Origin of the sequence: Streptomyces sp. 184 (assembly GCF_045781775.1) — a bacterium.
Lineage (GTDB): Bacteria > Actinomycetota > Actinomycetes > Streptomycetales > Streptomycetaceae > Streptomyces.
Map to the genome: position 1 here is coordinate 133,627 of NZ_CP123230.1, position 14,939 is coordinate 148,565.

Consider the following 14,939-nt stretch of genomic DNA (forward strand, 5'->3'; position numbering starts at 1 on the left):
GCCTGTTGCCAGTGAGGTACCGGCTGTCCGCACGGGGGGGTGACGGACAGGCACGGTGCGAGCGAAGGGTGGCAGAGGCCCCATGGGAGTCGTGAACACGGGCATCAAGCGCAGGGCCCGGCTGCTGGGCGAGGCGCTTCGGCCGCCGCGGCAGTTGACCGGTCCGGGCGCGGAGGCGGTCCCGGCGGCGCAGGTGGCACCCGAGGCGGCGACGCCGCAGAAGACACCGCAGAAGGCCGGTCCGAAGGGCCCGCGACCGCCCAAGAAGACCGTCGAGCCGGCCTACGGGGTGGAGGCCGTGCCCCGGCAGATCGAGGCGCCGGTCTTCGTGCTCGCGCCGGTACGCTCCGGCTCCACGCTGCTGCGCATGCTGCTCAACAGCCACTCGCGCATACGCGCCCCGCACGAGCTGCACCTGCGCACCCTCGGCGTGGACCTGACCCCCGGCTTCTCCGACCAGTCCATGCTCGAACTGGGCCTGGACAAGGTGGAGCTGGAGCACGTGCTGTGGGACCGGGTGCTGCACCTGGAGCTGGAGCGCAGCGGCAAGGACGTCGTCGTCGACAAGACCCCGGGCAACGTGTGGGCCTGGGAGCGGCTGGCGCACGCCTGGCCGAAGGCGAAGTTCCTGTTCCTGCTGCGCCATCCCGAGGGCATCGTCAGCTCGTTGGAGAACCGCAGGTCCAACACCGCCACCCGCGCCCAGAACGAGGCGAACGCGCTGAAGTACTTCGAGCCGCTGGAGCGGGCGCGCGCCGCGCTCGACGGCCACACCCTCACGTACGAGGACCTGACCTCCGACCCGGAGCGGGTCATGCGCGGCGTCTGCGCGTACCTGGACGTGGAGTTCGAGGCGTCGATGCTGGAGTACGGCGAGCAGGACCACGGCCGGCTGCGGCCCAACCTCGGCGACCGCAGCGACAACATCAGGTCCGGCCGGATCCAGGCGGCCCGCACCTTCGCGGAGGGGGCCGCCGAGCTGTCCCCGGAGATGGCGGAGTACGCCGCCGCCTGGGGCTACCGGGACTGACCCAGCCCGCCCACCCGGCCCGCACCCCGCCCCCGTACGCCGGCCCGCGGGTCGGCGTACGGGGGCGGGGGCGGCCTCCGCGTCAGAACGCGGCCTCGTCCAGCTCCATCAGCGACTGGTCGATGCCCTCCGCCAGCGACCGCTGCACCCCGACGCCCGGCAGCACGTTGCGGGCGTAGAACGTCGCCGCCGCGATCTTCCCCTGGTAGAACGGCACGTCCTTCGCCGCGGCCGTCGGCAGCTTCTCCGCCGCTACCGCGGCGCCCTTGAGCAGCAGGTAGCCGATGACGACGTCGCCGGAGGCGTGCAGCAGCCGGGTGGTGTTGAGCCCCACCTTGTAGATGGACTTCACGTCCTTCTCGGTGGCCGCGAGGTCGGCGAGCATCACCCCGACGATGGCCTCCAGGTCCACCGCCGCCCGGGCCAGCTCGTCCCGCGCGGCGGCCATCTGCTCCCCGCCGACCGCCTCGGCCAGGAACTTCTTGATCTCCTCGGCCAGCGAGGTCAGCGCCTGCCCCTGGTTGCGGACGATCTTCCGGAAGAAGTAGTCCTGCCCCTGGATGGCGGTGGTGCCCTCGTAGAGCGTGTCGATCTTCGCGTCCCGGATGTACTGCTCGATCGGGTACTCCTGGAGGTACCCGGAGCCGCCGAAGGTCTGGAGCGACTGGGCGAGTTGCTCGTACGACTTCTCCGACCCGTATCCCTTGACGATGGGCAGCAGCAGGTCGTTCAGCGCGTGCAGCGCCGAGGCGTCCTCGCCCGCTGCCTCCCGCACCTGGATGGTGTCCTGCACGGAGGCGGTGTAGAGGACGAGGGCGCGCATGCCCTCGGCGTACGCCTTCTGCGTCATCAGCGAGCGGCGCACGTCCGGGTGGTGCGTGATGGTCACGCGCGGCGCCGTCTTGTCGGTGAACTGCGCCAGGTCCGGGCCCTGGACGCGCTCCTTGGCGTACTCCAGCGCGTTGAGGTAGCCGGTCGACAGGGTCGCGATGGCCTTCGTGCCGACCATCATCCGGGCAAACTCGATGATCTTGAACATCTGGCGGATGCCGTCGTGCTTCTCGCCGAGCAGCCAGCCCTTCGCCGGGTGCCGGTCGCCGAGGGTCAGCTCGCAGGTGTTGGAGACCTTCAGGCCCATCTTGTGCTCGACGTTGGTGGCGTAGACGCCGTTGCGCTCGCCCAGCTCGCCGGTCTCCCAGTCGAAGTCGTACTTCGGCACGACGAACAGGCTCAGCCCCTTCGTGCCGGGCCCGGCGCCCTCCGGGCGGGCCAGCACGAAGTGCACGATGTTCTCCGACAGGTCGTGCTCGCCGGAGGTGATGAACCGCTTGACGCCCTCGATGTGCCAGGAGCCGTCCGCCTGCTCCAGCGCCCTGGCGCGCCCCGCGCCCACGTCCGAGCCGGCGTCCGGCTCGGTGAGCACCATCGTCGAGCCCCAGCGCCGCTCCACCATGATCCGGGCGGCCTTGCGCTGCTCCTCGGTGCCCTCGTCGTAGAGCACGCCGGCGAAGGCCGGCCCGGAGGCGTACATCCACACGGCGGGGTTCGCGCCGAGCACCATTTCGGCGTACGCCCAGATCAGCGACGACGGCGTGGGCGTGCCGCCGATCTCCGCGGGCAGGCCAAGGCGCCACCACTCGGCGTCCATGTAGGTCTCGTACGACTTCTTGAAGGACGCCGGTACGGCGGCGGTGCTGGTCTCCGGGTCGAAGACCGGCGGGTTGCGGTCGCCGTCGGCGAAGGACTCGGCCAGGTCGTTCTCGGCCAGCCGGGCGATCTCCGTGAGTACGCTCCGCGCGGTCTCGACGTCCATGTCCTCGAAGGGGCCCGTGCCGTAGACGTCGCCGCGGCCCAGCACCTCGAAGAGGTTGAACTCGATGTCCCGGAGGTTCGACTTGTAGTGGCCCATGCGCAGGCTCCGTATCAGGCAAAAGGGGTCAGCGACCATCCATGATGCTACCCGTCAGTAATAAAACGCAACCCTCCTCTTGTCACATCCGTCCGCGTGGCGGAGTCCGCACCGGCATTCCCGCGACGCGGCTAGGCTTGAATGCATGTACGGCTACGACCAGTCCGCCGGTTACGGGGCCCCGCAGGGCCACCCCCAGGCGCCCCCGCCGGGACACCCGCAGGGGCACCAGTACGCCGCGCCTCCCGGGCCGTACGACCAGCCCGCCCCCGGCGGCTACGCCGAGCAGCCCCTCTACCCCGAGCCGTCCCAGCCCGCCCCGCCGTCCCTTGCGGACGCGGTCAAGGCGTTCACCGGCGGGGCCATCGGCTCCGAGGACTTCCAGCAGATCTTCGCCACCTCCAAGATCTACTGCCCCCGCGGCGACAACCCCGGCTTCCTCGCCCTGCACAACACCCAGCAGCCGGTGATCCCGCTCTTCAGCTCGCTGAAGGAGCTGCGCCGCTACGCGGGCCGGGAGTCGAAGTACTTCACGGTCACCGGCGCCGAGGTCATCGACCTGCTGCCCACGGGCTACGGGTTCGTGCTCGACATCGAGGGCGACCACCGGATGGTCGTGGACGCGAAGGCGGTCGAGGAGATGGTCGACTTCGCGATGCGCCGCATGTACGGCTGACCCCGCGCACAGCGGCCCGCGGAAAGCGCGGCAGCCCGGGGAATGGGACGGCCGCCGAAGGTTGTTTAGTCCTCAACCACCCCGAGGGTGGACCAACCGAGGAGGCCCCATGCCTGCCGTCAGCGTCGACAACCCCCTGCTCCTGCCCCGCGTCTCCCCGCCCCCGGCGGCCACCGCCGACCGCGCCGTGCGCGCCGTCAGCACCGCCCCGGCCGGCTTCGAGGGCGAGGGCTTCCCGGTCCGGCGCGCGTTCGCGGGCATCGACACGGCCCGGCTCGACCCGTTCATCATGATGGACCAGATGGGCGAGGTGGAGTACGCGCCCGGGGAGCCGAAGGGCACCGCCTGGCACCCCCACCGCGGGTTCGAGACCGTCACGTACCTCATCGACGGCACGCTCGTGCACCAGGACTCCAACGGCGGCGGCGGGGTCATCGACGGCGGCGACACCCAGTGGATGACCGCGGGCGGCGGCATCCTGCACATCGAGGCCCCACCCGAGGACCTGGTCGTCAGCGGCGGCCTCTTCCACGGCCTCCAGCTCTGGGTCAACCTCCCGGCGAAGGACAAGCTGATGGCCCCGCGCTACCAGGACATCGGCGGCGGCAGCGTCACCCTCCTCACCACTCCCGACGGCGGCGCCCTGCTCCGCCTGATCGCCGGCGACCTCGACGGCCACACGGGGCCCGGCAGCACGCACACCCCCATCACGATGATCCACGCCACCGTCCGGCCCGGCGCCGAGGCCACCCTGCCGTGGCGCGAGGACTTCAACGCCCTCGCCTACGTCCTCGCCGGCCACGGCACCGCCGGCCGCGAACGCCGCCCGCTGCGCGCCGGCCAGACCGCGGTCTTCGGCCCCGGCGGCACGCTGACCGTGGGCGCCGCCGAGACCCAGGATTCCCACGCCCCGGACCTGGAGATCGTCCTCCTGGGCGGCCGGCCGATCCGCGAGCCGGTGGCCCACTACGGCCCGTTCGTCATGAACAACAGGGCCGAGCTGGTCCAGGCGTTCGAGGACTTCAAGTCCGGCCGCCTCGGCACCGTCCCCGCCGAGCACGCCTGAGCCCCCGGCCCGCCGGCCCCGCCCCGTCGGCACCGCCCCGCCTGCAAGCCCTGTTGCGGGTGGGGCGGGGGTGGCGGAGGGTGGGGGGACCGTGGTGGCGCTGCTGCGGAGGAGGTTGTGCCGTGGGTGAGTACGCCGACCTGAGCGGGGTGCGGACCTATTACGAGGCCGAGGGGGCCGAGGGGGCCGAGGGGGACGGCGAGCCGCTCGTGCTGCTGCACGGGGGGTTCTGCACCGCCGGGAGCCGGCTGGCCGTCGTGCCCGGGGCGTCCCACCTGGTGCCGCTGGAGCAGGCCGGCTGGGTCAACCGGCTGGTGCTGGAGCATCTGACGCCGGCGGAGACCGGGACCATGCTGCCCGTACGGCGGGCGCCCGCGGCCCCCGGCGGCTGACCGGCTACGGGTTCGGCCAGTCCTCCTCGTGGAACTCGCACCAGATCTCCTTGCCCTCGCCCCGCGGCTCCGTGCCCCACTCCCCGGACAGCTCCTGGAGCAGGAACAGGCCCCGGCCCGAGGACGACATCTCGCCCGGGTGGCGCAGGTGCGGCAGGCCCGTGTCGGCGTCGGCGACGGTGACGCGCAGGGTGCGGTTGCCGCGGGGGCCCATGACGTCGGCGCTGATGTCGGCGTCGCTGTCGGTGTGCAGGAGGACGTTGGCGACGAGTTCGGAGAGCACCAGCTCGGCGGAGTCGACCTGCGCGGGGGTCGCCCAGTCGAAGAGCATCGCGCGCAGTTCGTGCCGGGCGTCCGCGGTGCGCTGCTGCTCCGCCTGGGGGACGGTGAGGTGCATGTGGCGGCCGGTGCCGGGGGCGGCGCCCGCCTCGCCCTCGCCTTCGCCCTCGTGCGGCGGCTGGTCGCGGCGGACGAGGACGAGCGCGATGTCGTCCTCGCGGCGCTCGGCGTGCGGCCCGGGGTGGGCGTGTGAGTGCGGGCCGCTGACGGCGTCGATGAGCGCGTCCGCCAGCGCCTCCAGATCGTCTCCCACGTGCCCGGCGAAGACCCGGCGCAGCCGGTCGCGGCCGGTCTCCAGGTCGTGGCCGCCGGTCTCGATGAGCCCGTCGCTGCACAGCAGCATCAGCTCGCCGGGCTCCAGGACCAGCCGGGTGACGGGGTAGTCGGGGTCCTCGACGACGCCGAGGGGCAGCCCGCCCTCGGTGGGGCGGACGAGGAGGGTGCCGTCGCCGACGCCCATGGCCGGGTCGAGGTGGCCGGCGCGGGCGATGGTCAGGGTGCCGGTCGCCGGGTCGGCCTTGATGTAGAGGCAGGTGGCGAAGCGGGGGTCGGCCTCCTCGGGCGTGGCGTCGTCTGCGAGGTCCTCGCGCTGGTTGAGCTGGGTGAGGAAGTGCGAGGCGCGGGTGAGGACGGCGTCGGGGTGGTGGCCTTCGGAGGCGTACGCGCGGATGGCGATGCGCAACTGGCTCATCAGTCCGGCGGCGCGTACGTCGTGGCCCTGGACGTCGCCGATGACCAGCGCCGTCTTGCCGGACGCGAGGGTGATCACGTCGTACCAGTCGCCGCCGATCTCCAGCCCGCCGCCGGTGGGCACGTAGCGCGCGGCGACTGTCATGCCCGGCGTCGGCGGCACCTCCTCCGGCATCAGGCTGCGCTGGAGCCCGGCGGACAGCTCGCGCTCGGACTCGTGCACGTGCGCGCGGGACAGCGCCTGCGCCAGCATGCGCGCCACGGTGGTGAGCACGGAGCGCTCGTCGGGCGTGAAGGGCGCGGGGTGGGAGAAGGCCGCCAGCCACACGCCGATGACGCGGCCGGCCACGATCAGCGGGACGTACGCCCACGAGCGCCGGCCGAGCCGGCCGGCGAGCCGCCACGCCTCGGGGAAGCGGCGGCGGTAGTCCTCGCGGCCCGCGATGTAGATGGCGCGGCCGGTGCGGACGGCGACGGAGCCGGGGTAGTCGGAGTCGAGGGGCATGTCGTTGAAGGGCTCCTCGTCCTCGGGGCGGTAGCCGTGCTGCCCGATGAGGGTGAGGTGGTCGCCCTTGACGCCGAAGACGGCCATGCCGTCGGGCGAGAAGCCGGGCATCGACAGGGAGGCGGCGACGCGCAGCACCTGGTCGGTGCCGCGGGACTCGGCGAGCGCGCGGCCGGCGTCGAGCAGGAACGCCTCGCGGGACAGCCGCCAGTCGCTGGTCAGCGGCGACGGCGGGGAGGTGCCGGCGCTGGCGCCGGGCAGGGGCTCGACGACCTCCTGGATGGTGCCGGACATCAGCACCTCCTCGGGGTCGGGGGCCGCGCCCGCCGCCTCCCCGCCGCTGAACGGCCGCATCCTGGTCCGTACGACCCGCAGCACCGTCCCCCGCTCGTCCACGATCCGCAGCCGCGCCTCCGCCACGGTGCCCTCGGTGCGCGCCAGCTCCATCGCCCCGGCCAGCTCGACGTAGTCCATGCCGTGGCAGCGGGCGCGGACGCCGGCGGCCGTGGTCTCAGTCTGCCGCGCGGGCAGCCCGATGAGCCGGGCGGCCTCGGCGTCCATGGTCACGGTGCCGGAGGCGGCGTCCCAGCTCCACACCCCGGTGCCGACGGCAGCCAGGACCTCCTCGGTGCGCATTGCCCTATTTTAAGGTGATTGACCGCGTGCGGCCGGGGAGGCGGGGGACGGTAGTCTTGGCGGGCTGAACACCCTGCTGGCCCAACTGGGGCAAGCCGAAGACACGAGTCCGACGAACTGGATGGATGATGCACCGGTACCGGTCCCACACCTGTGGCGAGCTGCGCGCGAGCGACGTCGGCAGCGACGTCCGCCTGTCCGGCTGGCTGCACAATAGGCGCGACCTGGGCGGCATCCTCTTCATCGACCTGCGCGACCACTACGGCATCGTCCAGCTCGTCGCCCGCCCCGGCACCCCCGCGAACGAGGCGCTGGCGCACCTCACCAAGGAGACCGTCGTCCGCGTCGACGGCCAGGTCGTCTCCCGCGGCGCCGACAACGTCAACCCCGAGTTGCCCACCGGCGAGATCGAGATCGAGGTCGCCGACGTCGAGGTGCTCGGCGCCGCCGGGCAGATCCCGTTCACGATCAACGCCGAGGACGGCGTCGGCGAGGAGCGGCGGCTGGAGTACCGCTTCCTCGACCTGCGCCGCGAGCGCATGCACCGCAACATCATGCTGCGCACCGCGGTCGTCACCGCCATCCGGCAGAAGATGACGGCCCTCGGCTTCAACGAGCTGACCACCCCGATCCTCTCGGCCACCTCCCCGGAGGGCGCCCGCGACTTCCTGGTCCCCTCCCGGCTGCACCCCGGCACGTTCTACGCGCTGCCGCAGGCCCCCCAGCAGTTCAAGCAACTGCTGATGATGGCCGGGTTCGACCGCTACTTCCAGATCGCGCCCTGCTTCCGCGACGAGGACGCCCGCGCCGACCGCTCGCCCGGCGAGTTCTACCAGCTCGACATGGAGATGAGCTTCGTCGAGCAGGAGGACGTCTTCGGCGTCATCGAGAAGGTGATGACGGAGCTGTTCGAGGAGTTCGGCAACGGCAGGCACGTCACGTCGCCGTTCCCGCGGATCCCGTACCGCGAGGCGATGGTGAAGTACGGCTCGGACAAGCCGGACCTGCGGGCCGAGCTGGAGCTGTCGGACGTCACGGACGTCTTCGCGGGCAGCGAGTTCAAGGCGTTCGCGGGCAAGCACGTGCGCGCGCTGCCGGTGCCGGCCGTGCAGGACCAGCCGCGCAAGTTCTTCGACGCGCTCGGCGACTTCGCCGTCGAGCAGGGCGCCAAGGGCCTGGCGTGGGTGCGTGTCGGCGAGGAGGGCAAGCTGACCGGGCCGATCGCGAAGTTCCTCACCGAGGAGAACGTGCGCGTGCTCACCGAGCGCCTGGGCCTGGCCGCCGGGCACGCGGTGTTCTTCGGCGCCGGCGAGACCGACGAGGTCTCCAAGATCATGGGCGCGGTGCGCGTGGAGGCCGCGAAGCGCGCCGGGCGGTTCGCCGAGGACGTCTACCGGTTCTGCTGGATCGTGGACTTCCCGATGTTCGAGAAGAACGACGACACGGGCGCGATCGAGTTCTCGCACAACCCGTTCTCGATGCCGCAGGGCGGCATCGAGGCGCTGGAGAGCAAGGACCCGCTGGACGTCCTCGCGTTCCAGTACGACATCGTCTGCAACGGCGTCGAGCTGTCCTCCGGCGCGATCCGGAACCACGAGCCGGAGGTCATGTTCAAGGCGTTCGGCATCGCGGGCTACAGCAAGGACGACGTGGAGCGCGAGTTCGGCGGCATGCTGCGCGCGTTCCGCTTCGGCGCCCCGCCGCACGGCGGGATCGCGCCCGGCATCGACCGCATCGTGATGCTGCTGGCCGACGAGCCGAACATCCGCGAGACCATCGCGTTCCCCCTCAACGGCAACGCGCAGGACCTGCTGATGGGCGCGCCCAGCGAGGTCGACGAGACGCGGCTGCGCGAGCTGCACATCGCGCTGCGCAAGCCGCAGCCGAAGTAGTCCCGGAGAGCCTGCGACACGGCTTTCGCACCGGCGTACGGGCCGGGGTGCCCGACGGGCCCCCGGCCCGTGGTGGTGCCAGGTACACCCCGCAGTCGGGTGGGCATCCCATGGGGCGAGCGGACGCGGATTCCTAGGTTGATGTCATACGACATCGCAGAGGGGAACCGTCCCATGTGGGCCATGGCCATCCGCACGCTCCGCCACCGAGCCGCCGCGCTCTCGGCGACCTTCCTGGCGCTCTTCCTGGGCGCCGTCATCGTGATGACGTGCGGCGGTCTGCTGGAGACCGGGATACGCAACAACGCGCCGGCGCAGCGGCTCGCGGGGGCCGCCCTCGTCGTCACCGGCGACCGTGCGCTGCCCCGCGGCGACGAGACCGCCGTCCTGCCCGAGCGCCCCGCGCTGGACGACGCCCTGACCGCGGCCGTACGGGACGTCCCCGGCGTCGCACGCGCCGTCCCCGAGCGGGTCTTCGAAGCCGCCGTCCTCGGCACCGGCGACGCCCCCGACACGCAGGGCCACGGCTGGTCCTCCGCCGCCGTCACCCCGTACGAGCTGACCGCCGGCCGGGCGCCGGCCGGCCCGGGCGACGTGGTGCTGGACGAGGCGACGGCCACCGCGTACGGCGTCCGCCCCGGCGACGAGGTGCGCGTCGCCGCGCAGGGCGGCGCCGAGGCGTACCGGCTGACCGGCGTGGTCCGTACCGCGCACGCCGTCGACCGCGGCGCCGTGTTCTTCACCGACGACCGGGCCCGCGCGCTCGCCCCCGCCGTCGCCGACATCGCCGTCACGGCGGCGCCCGGCACCGACCACGGCGAGCTGAAGGACCGCATCGGCGACGTCGTCGCTGAGCGCACCGCGCAGGCGCAGGCCCCGGCGAAGGTCGTCTCCGGCGACGACCGCGGCGCCGTCGAGTACCCCGAGGTGCTGACCCGCAAGGAGGACCTGATCGCGCTGGCCGGCGCCTTCGGCGGTATGGCCACCCTGGTCGCGGTCTTCGTCGTCTCCGGCACCGTCGCGCTGTCCGTCGAGCGCCGCCGCCGCGAGTTCGCGCTGCTGCGCACCATCGGCGGCACCCCGCGGCAGTTGCGCCGGCTGCTGCTCGCCGAGACGCTGATGGTCGCGCTGTTCGCCGGTGCGGCGGGCTGGTTCACCGGGCCGCCCGCGGGGGAGCGGCTGTTCGAGGAGTTCACCGGCAGCGGCATGGTCTCGGGGGCCGTCGCGTACGAGCAGGGCTGGATCCCCGCGATCGCCGCGGGCGGCGCGCTGCTGCTGACCTCGCTGCTCGGCGGCTTCATCGGCGGCCGGCGCGGGGTGAAGGTCACGGCCGTGGAGGCGATGGCGGATTCGGCGGTACGGACCCGCTGGGCGTCCCCGGTGCGGATCGTGGCCGCGCTGCTCTTCCTCGCCGGCGCGGGCGCGCTGGCAATCCTCACCTGGGTGCTCTTCGACGGCCCGATCGCCGCCAGCACCGCCGGGCCCACCGTGCTGTGCGCGGCCATCGCGCTGGCGCTTCTCGGCCCGGGTCTGACGAAGCTGTGCACCGTGCTGATCTCCGGACCGGTCAGGGCCGTCACCGGCGCCAGCGGCGAACTGGCCGTCGTCACCGCCCGGGCCCGCGCCGTACGGATGGCGGGCGTCGTCACGCCCGTGATGCTGGCCGTCGCCATGGCCACCGCGAACCTGTACCTCCAGACCACGCAGACCGACGCCTCCCGCGAGGCGTACGCCCAGACCCTGCGCGCCGACGCCGTCGTCGACTCCGCCTCCGGCACCCTCGACCCGGCGCTCACCGCCGACGTCCGCGCCGCCGACGGCGTCGCCGCGGCCGGCGCGTACGTCACCAGCACCGGCTGGATCGACGGCATCGGCGACGAGGACGGCGTGCCGCTCCAGGGCATCGACGCCCGCGACGCCGCCCGCACCACCGCCCTGGAGCCGACCGCCGGGGAAGTCGCCGACCTCACCGGCGAGACGATCGCCCTGCCCGCCGGGGCGGCGGACGGCCGCGGCGTCGGCGACACCGTCGAGGTGCGCTTCGGCGACGGCGCCGCCGCGAAGCTGCGGATCGCGGTGCTCTTCGAGGGCCGCGACGGCTACGACACCGCGTTCGTGCCCGCGGACCTCCTCGCCCGGCACACCGACGGCAAGCTGCCGCAGCAGATCCTCGTCCGCGCCGAGGACGGCGTCAGCGCCGCGGCGCTGACGGCGAGCCTGGAGAAGACCCTCGCGGACCACCCCGGCACCGCCGTCGTGGACCGGGACGAGCTGATCGAGGCGAACATCAAGGACACCGAGACCCAGGCGTGGGTCAACTACCTGATGGTCGGCATGATCGTGGCGTACACCGCGATCTCCGTGGTCAACAACCTGGTGCTCTCCGTCTCCGGCCGCCGCCGCGAGTTCGGGCTCCAGCGGCTGGCCGGCGCGACCCGCAGGCAGGTCATGCGCATGCTGACGATCGAGGCGCTGATCGTCGCCGGGATCGGCGTGGGCCTCGGCACGGCGGCCGCGGCCACGGCGCTGGTGCCGTTCAGCCACGCCGCGGCGGACAGCCTGCTCCCCTCCGGCCCGCCGTCCATCTACGCCGCGGTGGTCGCCGGTGCCGTGGCCCTCGCCCTCACCGCCACCCTGGTGCCGGGCTGGGCGGCCCTGCGCAAGCGCCCCGCGGAGGCGGCGCTGGCGGAGGAGTGAGCGGGTGGGCCCGCCCCGGGTGCGGGGCGGGCCCTGGTGTCTTGCGGCGGCACCGCCAGGCAGCACCGCAAGACGGCTCGGCCGGCCGGGGTCCCGACACGGGGCCCCGGCCGCGATGGCGGGCTCAGCCGAAGCGGCCGGACACGTAGTCCTCGGTCGCCTGCACCGACGGGTTGGAGAAGATCTTGTCGGTGTCGTCCAGCTCGATGAGCCGGCCCGGCTCGCCGACGGCGGCCAGGTTGAAGAACGCGGTGCGGTCCGAGACCCGCGCCGCCTGCTGCATGTTGTGCGTCACGATGACGATCGTGAAGCGGGTCTTCAGGTCCCCGATCAGGTCCTCGATGGCGAGGGTGGAGATCGGGTCGAGGGCGGAGCAGGGCTCGTCCATGAGGAGCACCTGCGGTTCGACGGCGATGGCGCGGGCGATGCACAGGCGCTGCTGCTGGCCGCCGGACAGGCCCGAACCGGGGCGGTTGAGGCGGTCCTTGACCTCGTTCCACAGGTTCGCGCCGCGCAGGGACTTCTCCACCACGTCGTCGAGATCGGCCTTCTTGTAGCGGGCGTTGAGCTTCAGGCCCGCGGCCACGTTCTCGTACACGCTCATCGTCGGGAACGGGTTGGGGCGCTGGAAGACCATGCCCACCACGCGCCGTACGGAGACGGGGTCGACGCCGGTGCCGTAGAGGTTCTCGTCGTCCAGCATCACCTTCCCCTCCACCCGCGCGCCCGGGATGACCTCGTGCATGCGGTTGATGGTGCGCAGGAAGGTGGACTTGCCGCAGCCGGACGGGCCGATGAAGGCCGTCACGGACTTCGGCTCGACGGCCATCGAGATGTCCTCGATCGCCTTGAAGTCGCCGTAGTAGGCGGTGAGGCCGCTGATGTCGATGCGCTTGGCCATGTCAGATCACTTCTCCTATGGCCGTCAGTGGCCGGTTTTCGGGGCCTTCCAGCGGGCTATCCCGCGGGCCAGCAGGTTGAGGATCATCACGAAGACGATGAGGACCAGGGCCGCGGCCCAGGCACGGTCGAACGACGCCTCGGTGCCGGCACCCCACTGCTGGTAGATGTACAGCGGCAGGGACGCCTGGCCGCCGTCGAAGGGGTTGTTGTTGATCGCGGGGCTGCCGAAGACGAGCAGCAGCACGGGGGCGGTCTCGCCGGTGATACGGGCGACCGCCAGCATGACGCCGGTGGTGATGCCGCCCAGCGAGGTGGGCAGGACGACCTTCAGGATCGTCTTCCACTTCGGTACGCCCAGGGCGTACGACGCCTCGCGCAGCTCGTTCGGGACGAGCTTGAGCATCTCCTCGGTGGAGCGCACCACCACGGGCATCATCAGGATCGCCAGCGCCAGCGCCCCGGCGAAGCCGGAGTAGCCGAAGTCCAGGATCATGATCCACAGGCTGAGGACGAACAGGCCGGCGACGATGGACGGGATGCCCGTCATGACGTCCACGAAGAACGTCACCGCCTTCGCCAGCGCCCCGCGGCCGTACTCCACCAGGTACACGGCGGTCAGCAGCCCGATCGGGGTGGCGATGAGCGTGGCGATGAGGACCTGCTCGATGGTGCCCATCAGCGCGTGGTAGACGCCGCCGCCGGGCGCGACGTTGACCACGCCGCTCATCGAGTGGGTGAGGAAGTAGCCGTCGGTGACCTTGACGCCCTTGCTGACGGTCTCCCAGATCAGCGACGCCAGCGGGATGACGGCCAGCAGGAACGCCACCCACACCAGGGAGGTCGCCAGCCGGTCCTTCGCCTGCCGGCCGCCCTCGACCACCGTCGAGATGACGTACTGGCCGACGACGAAGAGGATCGCCGCGATCAGGCCCCACTGGATCCGGCTGCCGAGGTCGGCGAGCACGCCGGTCAGCACCCCCAGGAGGGCGGCGCCGGCCGCGATGCCCAGCGGCGCCCAGCGCGGCAGCCGCGGCTGCTGGATGCCGAGGCGGTCGGCCCGGTCGGCCTTGTCGGCGATGGTAGCCGCGCGTGCGTCGCTCATGCGTTGGCCCCCGAGTACTCCTTGCGGCGCGCGATGATCAGCCGGGCGGCGCCGTTGACCACCAGCGTGATGACGAACAGGACCAGGCCGGAGGCGATCAGCGCGTCCCGCCCGAACTGCCCGGACTCGCCGAACGACGCGGCGATGTTCTGCGCGAACGTCCCCCCGCCCGCCTGGAGGATCTCCGCCGACAGCAGCGCCGACGGCGACAGCACCGTGGCCACCGCCATCGTCTCGCCGAGCGCCCGGCCGAGGCCCAGCATCGAGGCGGAGATGACGCCGGAGCGGCCGAAGGGCAGCACCGTCATGCGGATGACCTCCCAGCGCGTGGCGCCGAGCGCCAGCGCGGCCTCCTCCTGGAGGCGGGGGGTCTGGGCGAAGACCTCGCGGCTGACGTTGGTGATGATCGGCAGGATCATCACGGCCAGCAGGATGCCCGCGGTCATCAGCGAGCGCGGCGCGGTGCCGTCGAAGGACAGCACGACGGTCCAGCCGAGGTAGCGGTCCAGCCACTCGTACGTGCCCACCAGGTGCGGCACGAGGAACAGGGCGCCCCACAGGCCGTAGACGATGGACGGCACGGCGGCCAGCAGGTCGATGACGTACGCGATGGGCGCCGCCAGCCTGCGCGGCGCGTAGTGGGTGATGAACAGCGCGATGCCCACCGCGATCGGCACCGCGATGACCATCGCGACGATCGAGGAGACGACCGTGCCGAAGGCCAGGACGGCGATGCCGAACTTCGGCGGGATGGAGTTGGCGTCCCACTCGAAGGTGGTGAGGAAGTTGCCCTCGTTGTCCGCGAGGGCGATGGACGCGCGGTACGCCAGGAACGCGGCGATCGCGGCCATGATCAGCAGCAGCGTGATCCCCGACCCCTTCGACAGGCCGGAGAAGACCTTGTCGCCGCGGCGGGTGCTGCCCTTGCCGTCCGACAGCAGTACCTGGGACGGCGGTGGGGCGGGTGTGTCCATGTCGGTGGGTGGAGCAGTCATACGTGAATCTCCGGTCTGGTGTGGGGCGACGGCGCGATCTGCGCCCGCGTCCCGGCGGCGGTGCACCGGATGGCCTCCCGCCGGCCGGACGGGGTGGTCGCCGGCCG

11 protein-coding genes are annotated in these 14,939 nt (G+C 72.4%); 6 read left to right on the top strand and 5 right to left on the bottom strand.

From position 1 onward, the window contains the following. Positions 1-82 precede the first annotated feature (82 nt). The gene (locus tag QBL21_RS00415) at positions 83-1,030 is read left to right on the top strand and encodes a sulfotransferase family protein (protein ID WP_407559924.1); all 948 of its coding nucleotides are present in this window, start codon (positions 83-85) and stop codon (positions 1,028-1,030) included. A gap of 82 nt (positions 1,031-1,112) precedes the next feature. On the opposite strand, the gene QBL21_RS00420 is transcribed toward QBL21_RS00415, so the two are convergent. After that, entirely contained in the window at positions 1,113-2,939 is a 1,827-nt protein-coding gene (locus tag QBL21_RS00420; protein WP_407559925.1) for an acyl-CoA dehydrogenase, read from the bottom strand. A gap of 145 nt (positions 2,940-3,084) precedes the next feature. Between QBL21_RS00420 and QBL21_RS00425 the strand changes: the two genes are divergently transcribed. The 3 genes from QBL21_RS00425 to QBL21_RS00435 all read left to right on the top strand — a co-directional run bounded on the left by QBL21_RS00425 (position 3,085) and on the right by QBL21_RS00435 (position 5,073). Then, complete coding sequence (locus QBL21_RS00425) at positions 3,085-3,615, top strand: SseB family protein (protein ID WP_407559926.1); 531 nt, start codon at positions 3,085-3,087, stop codon at positions 3,613-3,615. Between the two features lie 109 nt (positions 3,616-3,724). Continuing rightward, a complete protein-coding gene (locus tag QBL21_RS00430; RefSeq protein WP_407559927.1) occupies positions 3,725-4,681 on the top strand; it encodes a pirin family protein in 957 nt (318 codons plus the stop codon). A gap of 122 nt (positions 4,682-4,803) precedes the next feature. After that, positions 4,804-5,073, top strand: coding sequence for a hypothetical protein (locus QBL21_RS00435; protein WP_407559928.1), 270 nt, complete (start codon positions 4,804-4,806; stop codon positions 5,071-5,073). Positions 5,074-5,077: 4 nt separating this feature from the next. Here QBL21_RS00435 and QBL21_RS00440 read toward each other — a convergent pair whose 3' ends face one another. Further along, a complete protein-coding gene (locus QBL21_RS00440; protein ID WP_407559929.1) occupies positions 5,078-7,243 on the bottom strand; it encodes a SpoIIE family protein phosphatase in 2,166 nt (721 codons plus the stop codon). A 128-nt stretch (positions 7,244-7,371) separates the two neighbouring features. On the opposite strand from QBL21_RS00440, the gene aspS reads away from it, so the two are divergent. Next, a complete protein-coding gene (gene aspS / locus QBL21_RS00445) occupies positions 7,372-9,135 on the top strand; it encodes an aspartate--tRNA ligase (RefSeq protein ID WP_407559930.1) in 1,764 nt (587 codons plus the stop codon). A 183-nt stretch (positions 9,136-9,318) separates the two neighbouring features. Beyond that, entirely contained in the window at positions 9,319-11,832 is a 2,514-nt protein-coding gene (locus tag QBL21_RS00450; protein WP_407559931.1) for an ABC transporter permease, read from the top strand. 124 nt (positions 11,833-11,956) lie between these two features. On the opposite strand, the gene pstB is transcribed toward QBL21_RS00450, so the two are convergent. Genes pstB through pstC form a run of 3 tightly spaced genes read right to left on the bottom strand, consistent with a single transcriptional unit; the run spans position 11,957 to position 14,811 of the window. Continuing rightward, on the bottom strand, positions 11,957-12,733 hold the full coding sequence (gene pstB / locus QBL21_RS00455) for a phosphate ABC transporter ATP-binding protein PstB (protein ID WP_407559932.1): 777 nt from the start codon (positions 12,731-12,733) through the stop codon (positions 11,957-11,959). Between the two features lie 24 nt (positions 12,734-12,757). After that, positions 12,758-13,837 carry a phosphate ABC transporter permease PstA gene (gene pstA, locus QBL21_RS00460; RefSeq protein WP_407559933.1) on the bottom strand — a complete coding sequence of 360 codons (1,080 nt, stop codon included), beginning with the start codon at positions 13,835-13,837 and terminating at the stop codon, positions 12,758-12,760. Next, positions 13,834-14,811 (bottom strand): phosphate ABC transporter permease subunit PstC, encoded by a 978-nt coding sequence (gene pstC / locus QBL21_RS00465; protein WP_407566254.1) that lies wholly within the window; start codon positions 14,809-14,811, stop codon positions 13,834-13,836. Before pstC ends, pstA begins: the two co-directional genes overlap by 4 nt. Between the last annotated feature and the right edge of the window lie 128 nt (positions 14,812-14,939).

Bases quoted from the DNA above. Each gene is read 5' to 3' on its own strand.
- pstB (WP_407559932.1), bottom strand. From the start codon at position 12,733: ATGGCCAAGCGCATCGACATCAGCGGCCTCACCGCCTACTACGGCGAC.
- QBL21_RS00420 (WP_407559925.1), bottom strand. From the start codon at position 2,939: ATGGGCCACTACAAGTCGAACCTCCGGGACATCGAGTTCAACCTCTTC.
- QBL21_RS00430 (WP_407559927.1), top strand. From the start codon at position 3,725: ATGCCTGCCGTCAGCGTCGACAACCCCCTGCTCCTGCCCCGCGTCTCC.
- pstA (WP_407559933.1), bottom strand. From the start codon at position 13,837: ATGAGCGACGCACGCGCGGCTACCATCGCCGACAAGGCCGACCGGGCC.
- QBL21_RS00425 (WP_407559926.1), top strand. From the start codon at position 3,085: ATGTACGGCTACGACCAGTCCGCCGGTTACGGGGCCCCGCAGGGCCAC.
- QBL21_RS00450 (WP_407559931.1), top strand. From the start codon at position 9,319: ATGGCCATCCGCACGCTCCGCCACCGAGCCGCCGCGCTCTCGGCGACC.
- pstC (WP_407566254.1), bottom strand. From the start codon at position 14,811: ATGGACACACCCGCCCCACCGCCGTCCCAGGTACTGCTGTCGGACGGC.
- aspS (WP_407559930.1), top strand. From the start codon at position 7,372: ATGCACCGGTACCGGTCCCACACCTGTGGCGAGCTGCGCGCGAGCGAC.
- QBL21_RS00440 (WP_407559929.1), bottom strand. From the start codon at position 7,243: ATGCGCACCGAGGAGGTCCTGGCTGCCGTCGGCACCGGGGTGTGGAGC.
- QBL21_RS00415 (WP_407559924.1), top strand. From the start codon at position 83: ATGGGAGTCGTGAACACGGGCATCAAGCGCAGGGCCCGGCTGCTGGGC.